Source organism: Micromonospora sp. NPDC051141 (genome assembly GCF_044455765.1).
GTDB lineage: Bacteria > Actinomycetota > Actinomycetes > Mycobacteriales > Micromonosporaceae > Micromonospora.
Genome location: NZ_JBITFD010000019.1, coordinates 1 through 17,863, shown reverse-complemented (window position 1 = coordinate 17,863; position 17,863 = coordinate 1). Strand labels below are relative to the sequence as shown.

16 protein-coding genes are annotated in these 17,863 nt (G+C 75.4%); 5 read left to right on the top strand and 11 right to left on the bottom strand.

What is annotated here, in order from left to right; translation table 11 throughout:
- Positions 1-55: 55 nt before the first annotated feature.
- Positions 56-844, bottom strand: a complete 789-nt coding sequence (locus tag ACIA6B_RS28625; RefSeq protein ID WP_396778036.1) for a hypothetical protein — start codon at positions 842-844, stop codon at positions 56-58.
- Positions 845-860: 16 nt separating this feature from the next.
- Positions 861-1,484 carry an RNA polymerase sigma factor gene (locus ACIA6B_RS28620; RefSeq protein ID WP_396778035.1) on the bottom strand — a complete coding sequence of 208 codons (624 nt, stop codon included), beginning with the start codon at positions 1,482-1,484 and terminating at the stop codon, positions 861-863.
- Positions 1,485-1,984: 500 nt separating this feature from the next.
- Here ACIA6B_RS28620 and ACIA6B_RS28615 point away from each other — a divergent pair, with 500 nt between their 5' ends.
- Positions 1,985-3,382 (top strand): protein kinase, encoded by a 1,398-nt coding sequence (locus ACIA6B_RS28615; RefSeq protein WP_396778033.1) that lies wholly within the window; start codon positions 1,985-1,987, stop codon positions 3,380-3,382.
- Positions 3,383-3,505: 123 nt separating this feature from the next.
- Here ACIA6B_RS28615 and ACIA6B_RS28610 read toward each other — a convergent pair whose 3' ends face one another.
- From ACIA6B_RS28610 to ACIA6B_RS28600, 3 genes are read right to left on the bottom strand one after another with little or no spacing between them, the layout of a single operon-like run.
- On the bottom strand, positions 3,506-4,171 hold the full coding sequence (locus ACIA6B_RS28610) for a response regulator (RefSeq protein WP_396778031.1): 666 nt from the start codon (positions 4,169-4,171) through the stop codon (positions 3,506-3,508).
- Positions 4,168-5,379 (bottom strand): sensor histidine kinase, encoded by a 1,212-nt coding sequence (locus ACIA6B_RS28605; RefSeq protein WP_396778029.1) that lies wholly within the window; start codon positions 5,377-5,379, stop codon positions 4,168-4,170. The genes ACIA6B_RS28610 and ACIA6B_RS28605 overlap by 4 nt, the downstream gene beginning before the upstream one ends.
- A gap of 40 nt (positions 5,380-5,419) precedes the next feature.
- On the bottom strand, positions 5,420-6,124 hold the full coding sequence (locus ACIA6B_RS28600; RefSeq protein WP_396778027.1) for a DUF305 domain-containing protein: 705 nt from the start codon (positions 6,122-6,124) through the stop codon (positions 5,420-5,422).
- A 154-nt stretch (positions 6,125-6,278) separates the two neighbouring features.
- On the opposite strand from ACIA6B_RS28600, the gene ACIA6B_RS28595 reads away from it, so the two are divergent.
- Both ACIA6B_RS28595 and ACIA6B_RS28590 read left to right on the top strand, forming a co-directional pair.
- Positions 6,279-7,715 (top strand): LVIVD repeat-containing protein, encoded by a 1,437-nt coding sequence (locus tag ACIA6B_RS28595; RefSeq protein ID WP_396778249.1) that lies wholly within the window; start codon positions 6,279-6,281, stop codon positions 7,713-7,715.
- A gap of 72 nt (positions 7,716-7,787) precedes the next feature.
- Positions 7,788-8,402: an HDIG domain-containing metalloprotein gene (locus ACIA6B_RS28590; protein WP_396778025.1), complete on the top strand. Its 615-nt coding sequence runs from the start codon at positions 7,788-7,790 to the stop codon at positions 8,400-8,402.
- Here the strand turns inward: ACIA6B_RS28590 and ACIA6B_RS28585 are convergent.
- Genes ACIA6B_RS28585 through ACIA6B_RS28575 form a run of 3 tightly spaced genes read right to left on the bottom strand, consistent with a single transcriptional unit; the run spans position 8,399 to position 12,022 of the window.
- Positions 8,399-9,400 (bottom strand): linear amide C-N hydrolase, encoded by a 1,002-nt coding sequence (locus ACIA6B_RS28585; RefSeq protein WP_396778023.1) that lies wholly within the window; start codon positions 9,398-9,400, stop codon positions 8,399-8,401. The two genes, ACIA6B_RS28590 and ACIA6B_RS28585, sit on opposite strands and share 4 nt — an antisense overlap.
- Before the next feature lie 47 nt (positions 9,401-9,447).
- Positions 9,448-11,061 (bottom strand): asparagine synthetase B family protein, encoded by a 1,614-nt coding sequence (locus tag ACIA6B_RS28580; RefSeq protein WP_396778022.1) that lies wholly within the window; start codon positions 11,059-11,061, stop codon positions 9,448-9,450.
- 4 nt (positions 11,062-11,065) lie between these two features.
- Complete coding sequence (locus ACIA6B_RS28575; protein ID WP_396778020.1) at positions 11,066-12,022, bottom strand: hypothetical protein; 957 nt, start codon at positions 12,020-12,022, stop codon at positions 11,066-11,068.
- Positions 12,023-12,204: 182 nt separating this feature from the next.
- Between ACIA6B_RS28575 and ACIA6B_RS28570 the strand changes: the two genes are divergently transcribed.
- Positions 12,205-14,400, top strand: coding sequence for a family 43 glycosylhydrolase (locus ACIA6B_RS28570; RefSeq protein WP_396778018.1), 2,196 nt, complete (start codon positions 12,205-12,207; stop codon positions 14,398-14,400).
- Positions 14,401-14,439: 39 nt separating this feature from the next.
- Here the strand turns inward: ACIA6B_RS28570 and ACIA6B_RS28565 are convergent, their stop codons facing one another.
- From ACIA6B_RS28565 to ACIA6B_RS28555, 3 genes are all read right to left on the bottom strand, one after another.
- Positions 14,440-14,973 (bottom strand): 2'-5' RNA ligase family protein, encoded by a 534-nt coding sequence (locus tag ACIA6B_RS28565; protein WP_396778016.1) that lies wholly within the window; start codon positions 14,971-14,973, stop codon positions 14,440-14,442.
- A gap of 63 nt (positions 14,974-15,036) precedes the next feature.
- Positions 15,037-15,642 (bottom strand): response regulator, encoded by a 606-nt coding sequence (locus tag ACIA6B_RS28560; protein WP_396778014.1) that lies wholly within the window; start codon positions 15,640-15,642, stop codon positions 15,037-15,039.
- A complete protein-coding gene (locus tag ACIA6B_RS28555) occupies positions 15,639-16,781 on the bottom strand; it encodes a sensor histidine kinase (protein WP_396778012.1) in 1,143 nt (380 codons plus the stop codon). The genes ACIA6B_RS28560 and ACIA6B_RS28555 overlap by 4 nt, the downstream gene beginning before the upstream one ends.
- A gap of 347 nt (positions 16,782-17,128) precedes the next feature.
- Between ACIA6B_RS28555 and ACIA6B_RS28550 the strand changes: the two genes are divergently transcribed.
- On the top strand, positions 17,129-17,734 hold the full coding sequence (locus tag ACIA6B_RS28550; protein ID WP_396778010.1) for a hypothetical protein: 606 nt from the start codon (positions 17,129-17,131) through the stop codon (positions 17,732-17,734).
- Positions 17,735-17,863: the final 129 nt, after the last annotated feature.

Genomic DNA, 17,863 nt, shown 5'->3' with positions numbered 1-17,863 from the left:
TCCGCGCGCCCGGAGAGATGAATTTTTGTCCGGAATCCGATTGCGCCGGGCCGGCTCAGTTCTCGTCGTGGTCGTCCGGCCCGGGCCTGCGCCCGTCGTCCGTCGGCTTCTTCGGAGGCGTCGCCTTCGCCGACGGCGGCGTGGGCGTGGGCGCCTTCGGGGCGGCCGACTTCGGAGGCGGCCCCTTCGGCGACGGCGCCGCCGACACCAGCGACCGGCAGAAGGCCGCCACCCGGTCGGGCCCACCCGCGGCGGCCACCAGGTCGGCGAAGCCCGGCGTGGTGAGGGCCCGGGCGCGCTGCGGCTCCGGCTTGGCCAGCCAGGCGCGGCAGTGCCCGACCAGCGCGCCGACCGACGGCGGGACGGCGGGCCGGCTCCCGGACGGCGTCCCGGGCGACGGGGCCGCGCCGGAGGCCGCACCGGACGGACCGGACGGTCCGGCGGGGGCCGACCGCGACGGACCGGCGGCGGTCGGGGCCGGGCCGGCCGTGGTCGGGGCCGGCGGAACCACCGGCTGCGGACCCCGGTCCAGCCGTACGGCGGCGAACGCCACCCCGGCGACCGCGGTGGCGGCGAGCCCGGACAGCGCGGCGGCGACGCGGAGCCGACGACGCGGACGGGACGCCGGAACCGGCGCGGCGAACGCCGGCGCGGCCCGGGCGGCCCGGAAGGCGGCGAGCGCCCGTTCCTCGCCGTCGAGTTCCCCCGCGGTGGCCGGGGCCGCCGCGGCGGCGAGCAGCCGGGTCAGCGGGTCGGCGTCGGCCGGCGGCACGGCGTGCGCGGCGTCGAGCAGCCGGTCGGACGCCGCCCGGTCGGCGGGCCCGTCGGACCGGTGAGGTCTCATGCCGTCTCCCCTCACGTCAGCCCTCCGCCGGCTCGGCCTCGGACGCGTGCGGCGCCTGGCTGTCGGTACGGGGCCGGGGCAGGACCGCGCCCGGCACGTCCTCCGGCGCGGCGCGCTCCAGCAGCGCGGCCAGCCGGCGCAGCCCCCGGTGCGCCGCCGTGCGCACGGCGCCGGCCCGCCGGCCCAACACCCGCCCGGCGGTCTCCGCGTCGAGCCCGATGACGGCCCGCAACATCACCGCCTCGGCCTCGGCCGGTGGCAGCGTGCGGATCAGCGCCAGCGCGCTCTCGGTGCCGAGGGCCTCGCCGGCCCGGTCGGCGGTGTCGGCGTCCCCGGCCAGGTCGTTCAGGGCCTGCACGGGCACCGGTACCACCGGCCGTCGCCGTTGCCGCCGCAGGTGGTCCATGGCCCGGTTCCTCGCGATGGTGACCGACCAGGCCCGGAACTCGCCGCCGGTGAACGAGGGCAGGTCCCGGGAGATCTGCAGCCAGGTCTCCGAGGCGACGTCCTCGGCGTCCCCGCCGACCAGCGTGGTCAGGTACCGCAGCAGGGCCGGTTGCAGGCTGCGGTAGAGGAAGCGGAACGCCTCCTCGTCACCGGCCTGGGCCGCGGTGACCGCCTCGTTCAGCTCTCTGGTCACGGTCGCCGCCCGGGTCCCGCGATCGCGCGTCGGGCGTCCGTCGACGCGGGAGACCACACCGTCATCCGCACCCCCGGCCCCCCGCTGAACTGATCGACGCCGGGCGAGCCCCGGGACGCACGCTGGACAACGCCGCCGGGCACGCCGGGCGGCGGGACATACCGTACCGGCGTCGCGGGGCGACCGGGAGCCGGGCCGACGTCGGGAGCGCGACCGGGCGGGTGGCATGGCCCGGACGGCTGAAAAACCGAGAGAAATGTCTACCGGCGGGTACGGCGTGTCGGTGTAACGAAGGCCACCGTCGAGTCGCTGCTCCCGCGCGGAAAGCGGACGGCCGCCGGGAGACCGACATTTTCTGGCCGATCGTACCCGGCCGGTCACGGTCAGCCCACCGCCGCCGTGCCCTCGGCCGTTCGGCCGACCGGGGCGCAGCCGCTCGCCGACGGCCGCAGGAGAGATCGCCGGAAATACTCCGCGACCGCTGTGGGTACGGTATGGGGATGCTCTCCTCCGACGTCTTGCTCAGCGGTCGGTACCGCCTGGAAGACCGTGTCGCCACCGGCGGCATGGGCGACGTCTGGCGGGCCAAGGACCTGGTGCTCGGCCGCCAGGTGGCCGTCAAGGTGCTGCTTCCCGCCCTGGTCCGCGATCCGGACTTCATCGCCCGGTTCCGCTCCGAGGCGCGGATCATGGCGTCGCTGCGCCACCCCGGCGTGGTGCAGGTCTTCGACTGCGGCGAGGACGAGCTGCCCGACGGAAGCCGGGCCGACTACCTGGTCATGGAGTTCGTGGCCGGCGAGCCGCTGTCCCGACGGATCGAGGACGCCGGCCAGCTCGGCGTCGACGAGACCATGTCGATCGTGGCGCAGGTGGCGCAGGCGCTGCACGGGGCGCACGGGCGGGGCATCGTGCACCGCGACGTCAAGCCGAGCAACCTGCTCGTGCAGGACGACGGCACCGTGGTCCTGGTCGACTTCGGCGTGGCCCGGTCCACCAACGTCACCAGCATCACCAGCACCAACGCGGTGCCCGGCACCGCCCTCTACATGGCCCCCGAGCAGGCCGCCGGCCGGCCGGTCACCGGCGCCACGGACGTCTACGCGCTCGGCGCGGTGGCCTACTGCTGCCTGACCGGCAGCCCGCCGTTCACCGGCGACAACCCGCTCCAGGTCGCCGTGCGCCACCTCGACGACGAGCCGCCGGAGCTGCCGGCGGAGATCCCGGCACCGGTCCGCGAGCTGGTGGCCCGGGCCCTGGCGAAGGACCCCGCCGACCGCTACCCGAGCGCCGCGGCGATGGCCGACGCGGCCCGGGCGGCGCGTACCGACTCGCCCACCGCGACCGTGCCGGCGGCGCTGCGCGGCGCGGCCGGGTCCGGGCACACCCGCGACGAGCAGCCGGTGACCCGGCCGGCGGCCGTGGTCGCGCCGCCGCGCCGCCCCGGTCGACGCGGCGCGCTGGTCGGCGCGGCGGGCGCGGTGCTGGTGGCGGTGACCGCCCTCGGCGCGCTGCTGGCCGCCGCCCGGGAAGCGGACGCGCCGGCCACCCGGATCGACTCCACCCGCCCGGCGGTGGCGCCGAGCAACTCGGTCGCGGACACCGCGGTCACCGGGGGGCCGTCGGCGGACGACGAGGACTACACCTACCGCCCGGTCGGTCCGAACGAGCGGCCTTCGGCCTCGGCCTCGGTGACGCCGAGCGCCTCGCCCAGCGCGTCGGTCGAGCCGAGCCCGTCGCGCGTGCCGTCGACGGCGCCGACCGCGCCGAGCACCGCGCCGACCACCAGCGCGCCCCCGGTCGAGACCACCGCGCCGACCGAGACCACCCCCACCACGACCGCCCCGGCCGGCGGCGACCCGGGCGGCGACCCGGGCGGCCAGCCGGTCGCCGGCCGCTGAGCCACCGCCGTTCCGGCGAACCGGCCGGCACCCCGGCGGTGATCTCCACCGGCGCGCGCGACCCGCGTACGCCTCCGGTCGCACCGCCCGGCCGCGCCGGTACGCCCCGAGGCGTACGCCGGGTCAACCGCCGGGCGTGACCAGCCCGCTCTCGTACGCCAGCACGACGGCCTGCACCCGGTCGCGGAGCTGGAGCTTGGCCAGGATGCGGCCCACGTGGGTCTTCACGGTCGCCTCCGCGACGTGCACCCGGGCGGCGATCTCGGCGTTGGACAGCCCTTGCGCCACGAGCAGCAGCACCTCCCGTTCCCGGTCGGTGAGCCGGGCCAGCCGCGGGTTCTCGGCCGGGGCCGCGCCGAGCTGGTCGGCGAACCGGTCGAGCAGCCGCCGGGTGATCGACGGCGCCACCACCGAGTCGCCCTCGGCGACCACCCGGATCGCGGCCAGCAGCTCCTCCGGGGGCACGTTCTTGAGCAGGAAGCCGCTCGCCCCGGCGCGCAGCGCGGCGAACGCGTCCGCCTCGGTGTCGAACGTGGTGAGCGCCAGCACGCGCGGCCGGTGGGCGGCCGACCGGGCGCAGATCCGTCGGGTCGCCTCCACCCCGTCCATGGTGGGCATGCGCAGGTCCATCACCACCACGTCGACCTCGACCCGGTCCAGCACCCGCAGCGCGTCGGCGCCGTCGATGGCCTCGCCGACCACCGCCAGGTCCGGTTGCGAGTCGAGCACCATCCGGAAGCCGGCGCGCACCAGCGCCTGGTCGTCGACGATCATCACCCGCACGGTCATGCCGCCGCGCTCCCCTCCTCGGCGCCGGTCGCCGCGGGCAGCGGCAGCCGGACCTCCACCCGCCATCCGCCGGCCAGCGTGGGGCCGGCGGCGAGGCTGCCGTCGTACACCCCGACCCGTTCCCGCATGCCGACCAGGCCGTGCCCGCCGGACGGCGCCGGCCGGACCACCGGGCGACCGCGCCCGTCGTCGACGGCCCGGACCGCGACGGCGTCGGCGGCCCAGTCGAGCGTCAGCTCGACCGACGCGCCCACGCCGGCGTGCTTGAGCGCGTTGGTCAGGCTCTCCTGCACCACCCGGTAGACGGTCAGCTCCAGGCCGGGCGGCAACGCCACCGGCGCGCCGGCGCCACCGCAGTCGATCCGCAGCCCGGCGGCGCGGAACCGGTCGAGCAAGGCGGGCAGCTCGACCAGCGCGGGACGCCGGTGCGCCGGCTCGTCGGCCATCGCGGCCGGCTCCGGCCGGCTGGGTTCCCGGAGTACGCCGACCAGCCGCCGCATCTCCTCCAGCGCCTGCCGGCCGGTGTCCGCCACCACCTTGGCCGCCTCGCGGGCGGTCGCCGGGTCCCGGTCCAGCGTGAACCGCACGCCGTCCGCCTGCACGATCATCACGGCCATGCTGTGCGCGACCACGTCGTGCAGCTCGCGGGCGATCCGGGTGCGTTCCTCGGCCACCGCGGCCCGCGACTCGGCCTCCCGCTCGCGTTCGGCCGTCGCGGCGCGCTCCTCCAGGCTGAGCACGTAGAGCCGCCGGGTGCGGACGTTCAGCCCGACCAGCCAGACCGCGCCGGTGACCAGGCCGTAGTAGAGCGCGCCCGCCCACCAGGGCGACGGCCCGGGCCAGGAGAGCGCGGAGAGCAGCACGCCGATCGCGGCGCCGATGCCGGCCAGGATGCCGTCGGCGGACCGGTCGGCGTACTTGACCACGCTGTAGAGCGCGATCAGCACGCCGATGTCGTAGCCCAGCGGCCCCCAGCCGACGATCACCTGGGTCAGCGCGAGCGCGGCCACCACGACGGCGACCGCGGACGGGTGGGTGCGTCGGAAGAACAACGCCGCGGCCATCGCCACGCCGACCGCGAACGCCGGCAGGCCGCCCTGCTCGGCCAGGAGGCCGAGCACGGCGAACACGACGACCAGCCCGGAGACGGCGACGTCGAACGCGACGCCGCGCACCGGGCGGCCGAGGATCAGGCGGTCCACGGTCACCCAGCGTACGGGGCCAGCCGGGCGGGTCGCCCTGGCCCGGTCAGCGGGTGAGGAGGGCCCGCATGCGGGTGATCTCGGCGGACTGCTCGACGGCCACCGCGTTGGCGAACTCCTGCATCGCCTGGTCCGCGCCGACCCTGAGCAGGTCGGTGGACATCACCACCGCGCCCTGGTGGTGGGCGGTCATCATCTGCACGAAGAGGCGGTCGAACTCCGCGCCCCGGGCGGCGGCGAGCTGCCGCACCGCCTCGGTGGACTGCATCCCGCGCATGGTGGCGTGATCGTGTCCGGCGACCTCGGCGGGCAGGTCGCGGGTGCTGAGCCAGGCCCGCAGCACACCGACCTCCGGCCCCTGGGCGGCTCGGATCCGGTCGGCGACGGCGCGGATCCGGGGGTCGGCGGCCCGGTCGGGGGCGAGCGTCGCCATCTCCAGCGCCTGCTCGTGGTGCGGGATCATCATCCGGACGTACCAGACGTCGAGGCTGTTGAAGCGCGCCGCCGCGTTGCGGACCTGCCCGCCGTCGCGGGTGGCGGCCGGCTCCCCCGGGCGTCCCGGCACCAGCACCGGCGGCGCCGAGCCGGTCGCGCTGGTCGCGGCCGGCGTGGTCGGGGCGGTGGCGGCCGGGCTGAGCCGCGCCGCCGCCGGACGGCTGTCGTCGCGCCCGGCCAGCGCCAGGCCGCCGAGCACCAGGAGCGCCACCAGCGCTGTGACGGGAAGCCACACGCGTGCCTGCCGGCCGGTCATACGACCCTCCCTCCGGTCGAGGTGACAGCGATCCTATCCAGAGCGTAAAGTTCCTCGATGTGATCGGCGTCACATTGATGACGGTCACCGATCGGTAAGGTGTGGCGAATCATCATCCCCCTTTCGAAGGGTGTTGCCGATGATCAACATCCGCATGTCCCGTGCCCGGACCGTCAGCCTCGCCGCCGCCGGCCTGCTGCTCGCCGGCGTGGTCGCCGCGCCCCCGAGCAGCGCCCAGGAACTCCCCCGCGCCCAGGCGGCGCCGGCCACCGTGGACAACGCCGTCCCCGGGGTCGACGAGATCTCCAGCAGCCCCAACCTGCGCCAGGTGGCCAACCTGCCTAAGCAGGCCCCGTTCGACACCACGGCCGCCCTGGGCACCGACATCGCCTTCCAGGGCCGGTACGCGTTCGTCGGCAACTACGACGGCTTCGTCGTCTACGACGTGTCGCGGCCGAGCCGGCCGTCGATCGTGGCGCAGGTGCTCTGCCCCGGCTCGCAGAACGACATCTCGGTCAGCGGCGACCTGCTGTTCCTGTCCACCGACTCGTCCCGCACCGACGACTCGTGCGCCAGCACCGCCCAGCCCGCCTCCGTCAAGGAGTCGTGGGAGGGCATCAAGATCTTCGACATCCGCGACAAGCGCAACCCGCGCTACATCAAGTCGGTGGAGACCGCGTGCGGCTCGCACACCCACACGCTGGTGCCGGGCAAGGACCGACGCGACGTCTACCTGTACGTCTCGTCGTACAGCCCGCGCGCCGAGTTCCCGGACTGCCAGCCGCCGCACGACTCCATCTCCATCGTCAAGGTGCCGGTGAGGAACCCCACCACCGCCTCGGTCGTGGCCACGCCGAACCTCTTCCCGGACGGCGGCTACCCGGGCATCCCGGGTGAGAAGTCCGCCACCACCGGCTGCCACGACATCACCGCCTACCCGTCGAAGGACCTGGCCGCCGGCGCGTGCATGGGCGACGGCATCCTGCTGGACATCTCCGACCGGGAGGCGCCGCGGGTCATCGAGCGGGTCACCGACACGGAGAACTTCGCGTTCTGGCACTCGGCCACGTTTAACAACACCGGCACCAAGGTCGTCTTCACCGACGAGCTGGGCGGCGGCGGCGCGGCCACCTGCAACGAGGTGGTCGGCCCGAACCGGGGCGCCGACGCCATCTACGACATCACCGGTCGCGGCGACGCCCGCAAGCTGGCGTTCCGCAGCTACTACAAGATCCCCCGGGTGAACGCGGACACCGAGAACTGCGTGGCGCACAACGGCTCGCTGATCCCGGTGCCCGGCCGCGACATCATGGTCCAGGCGTGGTACCAGGGCGGCATCTCGGTGTGGGACTTCACCGACTCCCGCACGCCGAAGGAGATCGCCTACTGGGAGCGCGGCCCGCTGGACGCCACCCAGCTACGCACCGGCGGCTCCTGGTCGGCGTACTGGTACAACGGCCACATCTACTCCAGCGACATCCAGAAGGGACTGGACGTGCTGGAGCTGCGCGACCCGCGCACCTGGCTGGCACAGTTCCTGCTGGTGCCCGAGCTGAACGCGCAGACCCAGGCGGGTTACCTGAGCTGGTGACCTGACGACGGCCGCACCGGGCCCGGCACCCCCGAGGGGGCCGGGCCCGACCCGTGGGAGGGACCCGGGAACATGACGACCGAGCAGCGGACCGCCGTGCCGACGGACGCGCAGATCCGGGCGCTGCACGAGCGGCACGCGCCGACGGAGGCGGCGTTCCACCTCGTCTGGACGCACTGCCGGATCGTGTGCGAGGTGGCGGAGCAACTGCTGGAGCGACACGGCGCGGGCCTGGACGTCGCCCTGGTGCGGGCCGGCAGCCTGCTGCACGACATCGGCGTCTACCGCCTGCACGACGCCGCCGGCCGGTTGGACCGGGCGAACTACGTCCGGCACGGCGTGCTGGGCCACGCGCTGCTGCTCCAGGCGGGCCTGCCCGAGACGCTCGGCCGCTTCTGCTCCCGGCACACCGGGGTGGGCCTGACCCGCGAGGACGTGCTCCGGCAGCGGCTTCCGCTCCCGGTCGCGGACTGGACCCCGGGCACCGACGAGGAGGTGCTGGTGATGTACGCGGACAAGTTCCACAGCAAGACGACGCCGCCGACGTTCGTCTCCGCCGCCTCGTACTCGGCGGCCGTGCGGCGTTTCGGCGCGGACAAGGTCGCCCGGTTCGCGGCGCTCGTCGAGCGGTTCGGCGAGCCGGACCTGGGCGCGCTGGCCCGCCGGCACGGGCACCCGGTCGGCTAGCCCATCGGCAGCCGGTAGTCGCGGGCGCCGCCACCGGCGGTCACCAGCCGCACCTCGCCGCTGCGCAGCCCGTACGTCACCGACCAGCGGGTGTGCGACTGGCGGACCGCGTCGAGCAGGCGCAGCGCGCCGGCGGCGTCGACCGTCCCGCCGGCCCGGTCCAGCTCCCGGGCCAGCACGCCGTACCGGTGGTCCTGGCGCAGTTCCCGGTCCGGCACGCCGACGGCGGGCACGTTGGTCAGGGCCTGCCAGGGGCCCCGCCGCTTGTCGACGCGCAGTTTCCCGTCGACGAACTCCACCACGGCGGACGCCCCGGTGGCGTCCGCGAGCAGGTAGTGCAGCGGCGGGCCGCCGTCGAAGTCCAGGTTGTACCGCTCGAACACGGCGACCGCCTCGTCCACCGTGGCCGCCGCGTCGAGCACCAGGCGCAGGATGCGCACCGAGCCGACGGTGGGCCGCCCGGCCACCGGTTCGGCCCGCGCGCCGTCGTCGGCGGCGAGCCCCACGGCGAGGCCGCGCTCGTTCATTCCGTCGAACGGCAGCAGTGGCGCGTCGAGCAGTCGTCGGTCCCCGGCCGGGTCGGCGGGCACCCCCAGGTAGGAGATGTCCACCAGCGAGATCGAGGCGTACCCGTCGGGCGGGTCGGTGCGCAGCACCAGCGCCGGGTTCGGCTGCCAGTCGAAGTTGCGGGCGAACAGCGGCCGGTCCCGGTCGGCGAGCGCGGCGAACAGCGAGCAGCCGAACGGGCTCGGCGGCGTGCTGTCGGCCACCCCGGCGGTCGGGTCGTAGTCGCCGACGTAGGTCATCTCGTACAGCGGCAGGTCGTCGACCTTGCGCAGGCTGGCCAGCGTGCGCTCGGCCTGGCCCGGGTCCTGCCGGGACGCGGTCGGCGTGCCGACGTCGGCCGGGCCGACCGGGCCGGCCGACGGGCGGCCCTCCCCGCAGCCGGCGCCGAGCAGCAGCAGTGCGAGACCGGTGGCGACGAGAGTCCTCCGCATGCCCGCGACGCTAGAAGAGCGACGCCCGGATGTCCATCGCGGACGGCTCACCCCGACAGGGACGCCTCGTCGCCGCCGCGGGTACGCCGCGGGTTGACCAGCCGACGCACCATCGGCGCGGCGTTCCACCGGGCCGCCCCGACCAGGTCCCGGGCGTGTTCCAGCACGGTGTAGTCGGGCCGGGCCACGCCGTCGGCGATGGCCCGGTCGAGGTCGTTGCCGCACCGGGTGAGGACGCTGTCGAAGTCGCGCCGGACCGGCTCCAGCAGGTGGTAGCCGAAGGAGCGGTGCAACCGGGCGAAGAGCGGCTTGTAGAGCCGGGCCCGCTCGTGCAGCCCGGACGAGTAGGACATCGGGTTCTTCGGCCGGCGCCGGACGTAGTCGGGCAGCAGGTCGGCGAAGGCCCGCCGGACGATCCACTTCTCCTGCCCGGCGCGCAGCTTGAGGTCCAACGGCAGCCGCATGGCCAGCTCGACGACGCTGAGGTCGAGGAACGGCACCCGGGCCTCCACGCCGTGCCCCATGCTGGCCCGGTCCACCCGCTGCAACTCGGTCCGGCACAGGTTGCGGATCCTGTGCAGGAACAGCCGGCGGGACCGCTCCGGCCCGACCTGGTGGTACATGGGATAGCCGCCGAACAGCTCGTCCGAACCGTCGCCGGTGAGCACCACCTTCACGCCCAGCTCGCGCAGGCGCCGGAAGATCGGCACCGAGACCACCGCGTTGATGATGTCGCCGTACTCGGTCAGCTCCGAGATCCGGATGGCCTCGCGCACGTCGGCGTGGCGGATGTCGCGCGGACGCAGCTCGACCACCTCGTGCGGCACGCCGAGGTCGGCGGCGAGCCGCCGCGCGTACGCCACGTCGGGGCTGTCCGGAGCGCCGACGGTCACCGCCACGCAGTCCGGATGCAGCTCCCGGGCGTGCAGCAACGCCAGCGAGCTGTCCAGGCCGCCGGAGAGCACCACACCCACGGTGAGGTCGGTGTCCAACCGGGTCCGCATGGCGTCGGTGAGCGCGACGCGGACGAGCAGGGCGGCCTCGTCCGGGTCGTCGATCACCGGCAGCCCGGCGCCGAGCGTGAGCAGGTCCACGTGCGGGCGCAGCCGGACCGGATCGTCGGGCCCGGCCCAGCCGTGGTGCCCGGGCGGCACCTCGTTGATCGGCGCGCCGTGCCCGACCAGCGCTTTGACCTCGGAGGCCAGGTGCAGGCAACCCGGGCCGCGGGACCAGTAGAGCGGCTTCACCCCGAGCGGGTCCCGGGCCAGGTACGCCCGACCGCCGGCACGTTCGGCCACCACGAAGGCGTACTCGCCACGCAGCCGGCGCACCGCGCCCTCGCCCCACTGGCGGAACGCGGCGAGCACCACCTCGGTGTCGCCGGTGGTGCGGAAGACGTGACCGAGCCGGGTCAGCTCGGCGCGCAGCTCGTGGTGGTTGAAGACCTCGCCGTTGAAGCAGAGCAGGTGCCGCTCGTCGGGTGAGACCCAGGGCTGCGCGGACCGGTCCCGGTCCACGATCCGCAGTCGGCGTACGCCGGCCAGCAGGCCGTTCTCCTGCCGGGTCTCGGTCACCTCCCCGCGTGGCGCCAGCGCGGCCAGCATCCGCCGGAAGGTGGCCGGGTCGGCCTCCGGGCCGATGCTCAGCGCGATCCCGCACATCGGGTCAGCACCCCATCTCGGCCTCGTACGCCCGCCGGTACCGGCGACGGGCCGAGGGCGCGAGGCAGAGGTGCCAGGCCTGTCCCTCGTCGACCACGTTGATCTCGCCGGCCTCCTGCCGGCCCAGCAGCAACCCGGCCAGGGCGTTGCGCGCGCCGAACCGCTCGTACCAGTCGAGTTCGACGTCGGCCGCCCAGCCCAGGCAGTGCCCGCTGGGCACCATGGCGGCGTACCCCAGCCGGCGCAGCCGGTACTGGTGCTCGGCGCTGCGGGCCAGGCTGGTCACCCAGAGCGGCGGCGTGCCGGCGCGGGTGACCGTGGCGAACTCCCGGGCCAGGTCGTTGAGGAGCGCGACCATCTCACGACGGGCCCGGCGGAACAGCAGACCGGCGGTACGCGGGCTGGCACCCGGGCGGACCCGGCGCCGGACCGCGTGCAGCCCGCGTCCCAGCACCGTGGCGGGCTGCTCGCGGTAGCGGAACTCCAGCAAGCCGCGGCGGCGCAGCCACTCCAGGTCGACGAGTTCGGTGCTGGCCCGCACCTGGTCGTCGGTGCGGAAGGTCGGGCTGTCCCGCCACCACAGCACGTCGACGCGGGAGAGCAGGAAGATCCGGACCAGCGCGGTCAGGTCCTGCGCCGAGCTGCGCGCGTTGGGCTGGTAGCGGGCCATCTCCAGCAGCAGCGTCTCCCGCGCGCCGACCAGTCCCTGCGGGGTCGCGTCCAGGACCGCGGCGATGGCCGGCTCGCGCAGCCGCTGGTCGAGCAGCACCTGTCGGGCGGTGGTCGAGGGCGCGTCCGCCAACGCGCCCACCTCGACCAGCAGGTCCGCCACCGCCGCCCGGTAGGCGGCCAGGTCGGGCCCGGCGGCGGGCCGGTCGACGGCCGGCAGCCGGCGGGCGGGAGCGGTGGACGTGACGGTGGGGCCGGGCTGGCGACCGGGGCTACGGCTGGGCACTCGCATGGTCTGCGCCCCCTCTCGTCGGGACACGGTGCAACGGGGTCTGCACCTCACGTAACCACCCGGGACGGGAGCGCCGGGGGCAATGCGCCCACTCTCCTCCGAACGGTTCTTTACAACGTTGTATCCAACGCTGTACAAACGTGTGCACCGCAGTGACCTCCGTCTACTCCGAGGCAGGCCCGATGCGACACCTCCACCGCGGCGGCGTGCTCGCCGCCGTACTCACCCTGACGCTCGCCGGGGCGGCGCCCGCGCCCGCCGCCGGGCCCGACCGCTACCGCAACCCGGTCTCCGCCGGGTTCGCCGACACCTTCGCCGATCCGGTCGTGGTCCGCGGCGACGACGGCGTCTGGTACGCCTTCGGCACCTCCGACCCGCTGCGCGAGGGCGAGGGCCGGGTCCACCGGGTGCCCATCGCCCGCTCCACCGACCTGGTCGACTGGAGCTACGTGGGCGACGCGTTCAGCGCCGACCAGCGGCCCGCCTACGCCGCGCCCGGCTCCGCGTTCTGGGCGCCCGACGTGCGCCGGATCGGCGGGCGCTGGGTGATGTACCTGACCGTCACCGACACCACCGTCTCCGACGACACGTTCGACACCGCCGTCGGCGTGGCTACCGCGCCGAGTCCGGCCGGCCCCTGGACGTTCGTCGACACGCCGGTGGTCGCCCCGCGCCCCGGCCCCGGCGGCGGCTACCTGTGGACCATCGACCCGAGCCAGCTCACCGGCGCCGACGGCCGTTCCTACCTCTACTACGGCAGCTACTACGGCGGCATCTCGGTCACCGAGCTGACCCCCGACGGGCTGCGCGCGGTCGGCACGTCGACACCGGTCGCGGTGGACAACAAGTTCGAGGGCGCCTACGCGCTGCGCCGCGACGGCTGGTACTACCTCTTCGCCTCCACCGCGAACTGCTGCGCCGGCCCGGCCACCGGCTACTCCGTCCAGGTCGGCCGTGCCCGCGACCCGCGCGGTCCGTTCCTCGACCGCGAGGGCCAGCGCCTCGACGTCTCCCGGGCCGGCGGCTCGCCGGTGCTGACCCAGAACGGCAACCGGTGGATCGGCACCGGCCACAACGCGGTGCTCACCGACCTGTCCGGGCAGGACTGGATCGCCTACCACGCGATCGACCGGGCCGACCCCTACCTGGACGAGCCGTTCGGCGTCAACGAGCGGCCGATGCTGCTGGACCGCCTCGACTGGATCGACGGATGGCCCACCGTCAACGCCGGCGCCGGCCCCTCCGACGGCGACCGCCCCGCGCCGGCCACCAGCGGTCGCGTCGACGCCCGCTTCGAGACCGCCGACCTGCGCGACTGGCGGACCGGGTCCGGCTCGTGGCGGGCCGCCGGCGGCGTGCTGACCGGCACCGGGACGCTCACCTCCCGTACCGGCCTCGGCGGCGACCTGCGGGTCGAGACCGACCTGCGGCTGACCGGCGCGACCACGGCCGGACTGCGGCTCGGCACGGTGGACGTCCGGGTCGGCGGCGGCCGGCTGGCCGCCGGCGCCGCCAGCGTGCCGCTGCCCGCCGGCACCGACCTGCGCGACCGGCACAACCTCGCCGTGGAGGTGCGCGGCCGGCAACTCGTCGCCACGCTCAGCCCGTCCCGGCTCGGCGACCCGGTCGCCCGGGTGTCGGTGCGGCTCGCCCGGCCGGCGAACGGCCCACTGGCGCTGCGCGCCGAGGGCGGAACGGCCGAGTTCGACAACGTCAGCGCCGCCCGCCTGTACCGCCCGGCGCGGCACGAGGTCGCCCCGCCCCGGGTCGGCCCGGTGCTGCGCGACTACTCCGACGAGTTCTCCGGCGGCCTCGACCCGGCCTGGCGGTGGGTACGCCAGGACCCGGCCGCGACCGTGTCCGGCGGCGCGCTGCGCTGGCCGGTCCAGGACGCCGACCTCTCCGGCACCGGCAACACCGCCGGGGTGCTGCTGCGCGACGCGCCGGCCGGTGACTACGTGGCGGAGACCAGGGTGACGCTCGACCTGGGCGAGGAGACGGTCCGCAACTACCAGCAGGCCGGCCTCGTCGCGTACGTCGACGACGACCGGTTCGCCCGGCTGAGCCAGGTGGCCATCTGGAACACCCGGCAGGTCGAGTTCGGCTACGAGCTGCCCTTCGCCGGCCAGCCGGTCTACGGCGGCAGCATCGTCGGCACCCCGGGGACCACGACCTGGCTGCGGCTGGCCCACCACGTCGACCGGGTCACCGGCGAGCACGAGTTCCGCGCCGGCTCCAGCCGGGACGGGACGCACTGGACGTGGGGCGCGGTGTGGACCTTCCCGGCCGACACCACGCCGCGGATCGGCCTGGTCGCCCACGGCGGCGCGACGCCGGCGGTGACGGCGGAGTTCGACTACCTCCGCTTCCACCGCTGACCGCGTCCGGGGCCGCCCCACAACCGGGGCGGCCCCGGCTCAGCCGCCGGGGCGCGGGCAGGTGGCGGTCAGCTCGGTGACGGTGCGGGTGTCGCCGTCGTAGCTGCGGGCGGCCACGAACTCCCCGCCCGGGCGGTCCGCGGCGGCGACCGCCCGGGCGCGGCGGCGGTCCGCCCCCCGGAACCGCAACGCCAGGCTCAGGTGCGGCACCCAGCGGCCGGGCAGGTGCCACGGGTGCGGGCCGGACGCCTCGGCGAGCACGTCCCAGACCGCGCCGTGCAGCGCGACGAGCTGCGGCGTCGGACGGACCAGCCAGACCAGCGGCGCGCTGCCGTCGAGAACCGCCAGCCGGTCGAGCCGGACGGGCAGCGGCAACGCGGCGTCGCAGAGGTCGGCGAGGCGCTGCTCGGCGCCGGGCGGGAAATCGTCGACCGACGCGAGCGTCAGGTGCGGCCGGTTGGTCGGATGCGTGTTACGGGCGAGGCTGGGCAGGCCGGCGGCGGCGAGCCGGCTCCAGGCTGCCCGCACCGTGGCGTCCAGCTCGGGTGAGCAGAGCAGTTCCACCGTCCGCACGGGACCAGGCTAGTCCCCGGCGGACGGCGGGGACGTCCGGTACCCGGTTGCGGACCGCCCGGCTCAGAGCCAACCGGCCTCACGGGCCCGCCGGACCGCCTCGGCCCGGTCGGCGGCGCCGAGTTTCTGCACGCAGGCGCTCAGGTGGTTGCGGACGGTCCCGGCGGCCAGGTGGGTCCGGCGGGCGATCACCGCGACCGGGGTGCCCAGTTCGGCCAGTCGCAGCGTCTCCAGCTCGCGCGGGGTCAACGGGCACTCGGGCAGCGTCAACGCGTCGGCGGCGAGCGCCGGGTCGACGTAGCGTGCGCCGGAGTGCACCCGGCGGATCACGTCGGCCAGCGCGCCGCCGGGAGCGCCCTTGGCGAGGAACCCGCGCGCCCCGGCCGCCAGCGCCGGCCGGAGCTGCGCGGGCCGGCCGTGACCGGTGAGGATCACCGGGGCGCACCCGGGCAGCAGACGGGTCAGCTCGGCGGCGACCGCCACGCCGTCGGGCGGCGGCATCTCCAGGTCCAGCACGGCGACGTCCGGGCGGTGGGCCAGCGCGGCGGCCAGGGCGGCCCGCCCGTCGGCGGCGTGCGCCACCACCTCGATGTCCGGTTCCAGGTCGAGCAGCGCGGCCAGCGCGAGCCGGATCAGCTCCTCGTCGTCGGCCAGCAGCACCCGGATCACGGCGTCACCGGCACGGTCGCCACCAGGCTGAACACGCCGTCCTCGGTGGAGGCCCGGACGCGGCCACCGGAGGGTGCGAGCCGGTCGGCGAGGCCACGGAGGCCACCGCTGAAGGCGTCCGGGCCGGGGCCACGGACGCCGTCGTTGCGTACGGTGAGCGTCACCAGCCCATCGTCGCGGGTGATCTCGATCCGGCACCAGCCGGCCCGGCTGTGCCGGAGCACGTTGGTGCCGGCCTCGCGCAGCACGGCGGCCAGGTCGGCGGCGACCGGGGCCGGCAGCGCGCCGACCGGCGGCCCGACCGTGCAGCGCACCCCGCTGGAGCGCAGCACCTCCCCCACCGCCGCCGCCTGCTCGACCAGGTCGACGGCGCGATAGCCGTGCACGGCGGCGCGGACCCGGGTCAACGCCGACGCGGCGAGCCGACGCGCCTCGGCCGCCTCCCGGCCGGCACGGGCGCCGTCCACCGACGCCAGCCGCTCGGCCAGCTCGGCCTTCAGCGCGATCACGGTGAGATCGTGGCCGAGCAGGTCGTGCACGTCGCGGGCGAACCGCAGCCGCTCCTCGGTCGCGGCGAGCCGCGCCCCGGCCGCCTGCCCCTGCCGAGCCTCGACCAGCAGGTCCCAGAACCACACCTGGACCCAGGTGAGCAGCGCGATCCCGGCGCCCACCCCGCCGGCGACCAGCAGCGCCGTGGGCAGCGGTCCACCGGTCGCCACGGTGACCCCGGCCGCGGCGGCGAGCACTCCGACCGCCGCGACCACCGCCACCGCCGGCCGGAACAGCAACGGCGTCATGCCGACCAGCGACGCGCCCAACCACGCCCAGGTCGGCCAGGCGCCGGCCGCAACCGGGCCGACCAGGGGCAGGCTGAGCAACGCGGCCACCGCCAGCACGAGGTGCCGGCGGCGCCGCGCCGGGGCGGCGAGCCAGGGCGTGACCGCCGCGTGCAGCACCGCCACCTGGGCCACCGTGAAGCCGAGCAACCCCACCACGCCGAGCACCGCCCGCACCGGGTCCGGCTCCCGGAGCAGGCCGACGGCGGGCAGCAGCACCGTGGTCCACCCGTTCGTGCCCAGCGAGAGCAGGGTGACGCGCCGGGCCCGCCGCAGCCGGTGGTCCGCCGGATCGACACTCATGCCGGCCGATCCTAGGGGTGACACCGCGGGTCCGGGCCAGCCCGGTGCTGCGGAAAGGAAAATGCTAAGACAGTTTCGGGGGTCAACTGTTGTGGCAGCAAAAGCAATTCACCTTCCTCCGGGTGCATTTCCCGGGATCGGATGATACGAATAGAAGCGGGGAACGGAATTCGCGTTGCCCGGCCGCGCGGCACACCGCCGACCCGGTGATCCGTCACCGGCAAGCGGCTTGACCGGCGCTGATGCGGTACGGGCGAACGCCGGACGCTTCCACCCCACCCTGCGCACCGACGCGGGAACAATTGCCGGCGCCCCACCTCGCGTGGGACGGAAAAGAGGAAGAGGAAATGTCGCGAGTCACCCGCAACATGATTCGTTCGCTGTTCGCCGCCGGATGCGCGGCCGGCCTGGTCGCGGTGGCCGCGCCGCCGGCCAGCGCCGCGACGTACACCGGATATCTTCAGGGCACCTGCGCGCAGGCGTCGGGCAGCGCCTACCGGCTCCAGATGAAGATCCCGGTGAACGAGCTCAACGTGCCCGTCGTCTACACCAACGGCAGCACCGGCACGGTCAGCGCCACCACCGCCTTCATGACCATGAACGTCGAGTGGTGCTCGAACGGCAGCTCGGTCACCTACGCCAAGATCGTGTCCAGTAACGCGGACCGGACCAGCGGCGGTGTCTCCACCAACCTTGAACGGAAGAGCTACACCAAGTCCGGCACGCCGCCCACCGCGGTCGGCGGGCCGTACACCCTCGGCACGGCGGCCACCTGGGGGCGCAACTTCTCCGGCACCGTCAGCGGGCAGCCGTTCGGCGTCGGCGGATCGCTGACGTTCACCCCGGCGAACTTCACCTCGACCATGACGGTCAAGGTGTATCCGACCGACGCCCGGGTCGAGTGCACCGGCACCGCGGTCGGCCACCCGGAGTTCTGCTCCCTCAACTACTGATCCGTTCAGCCCGTGGGGGGGGGGGGGGGGGGGGCGCCGGCCGGGGGGGGGGGGCGCCCCCCCCCCGGCCCCGCCCGCCCCCGCCCCCCCCCCCCCGGGCCCGCGGGGAGACAGGCATAGCCGGCCGCC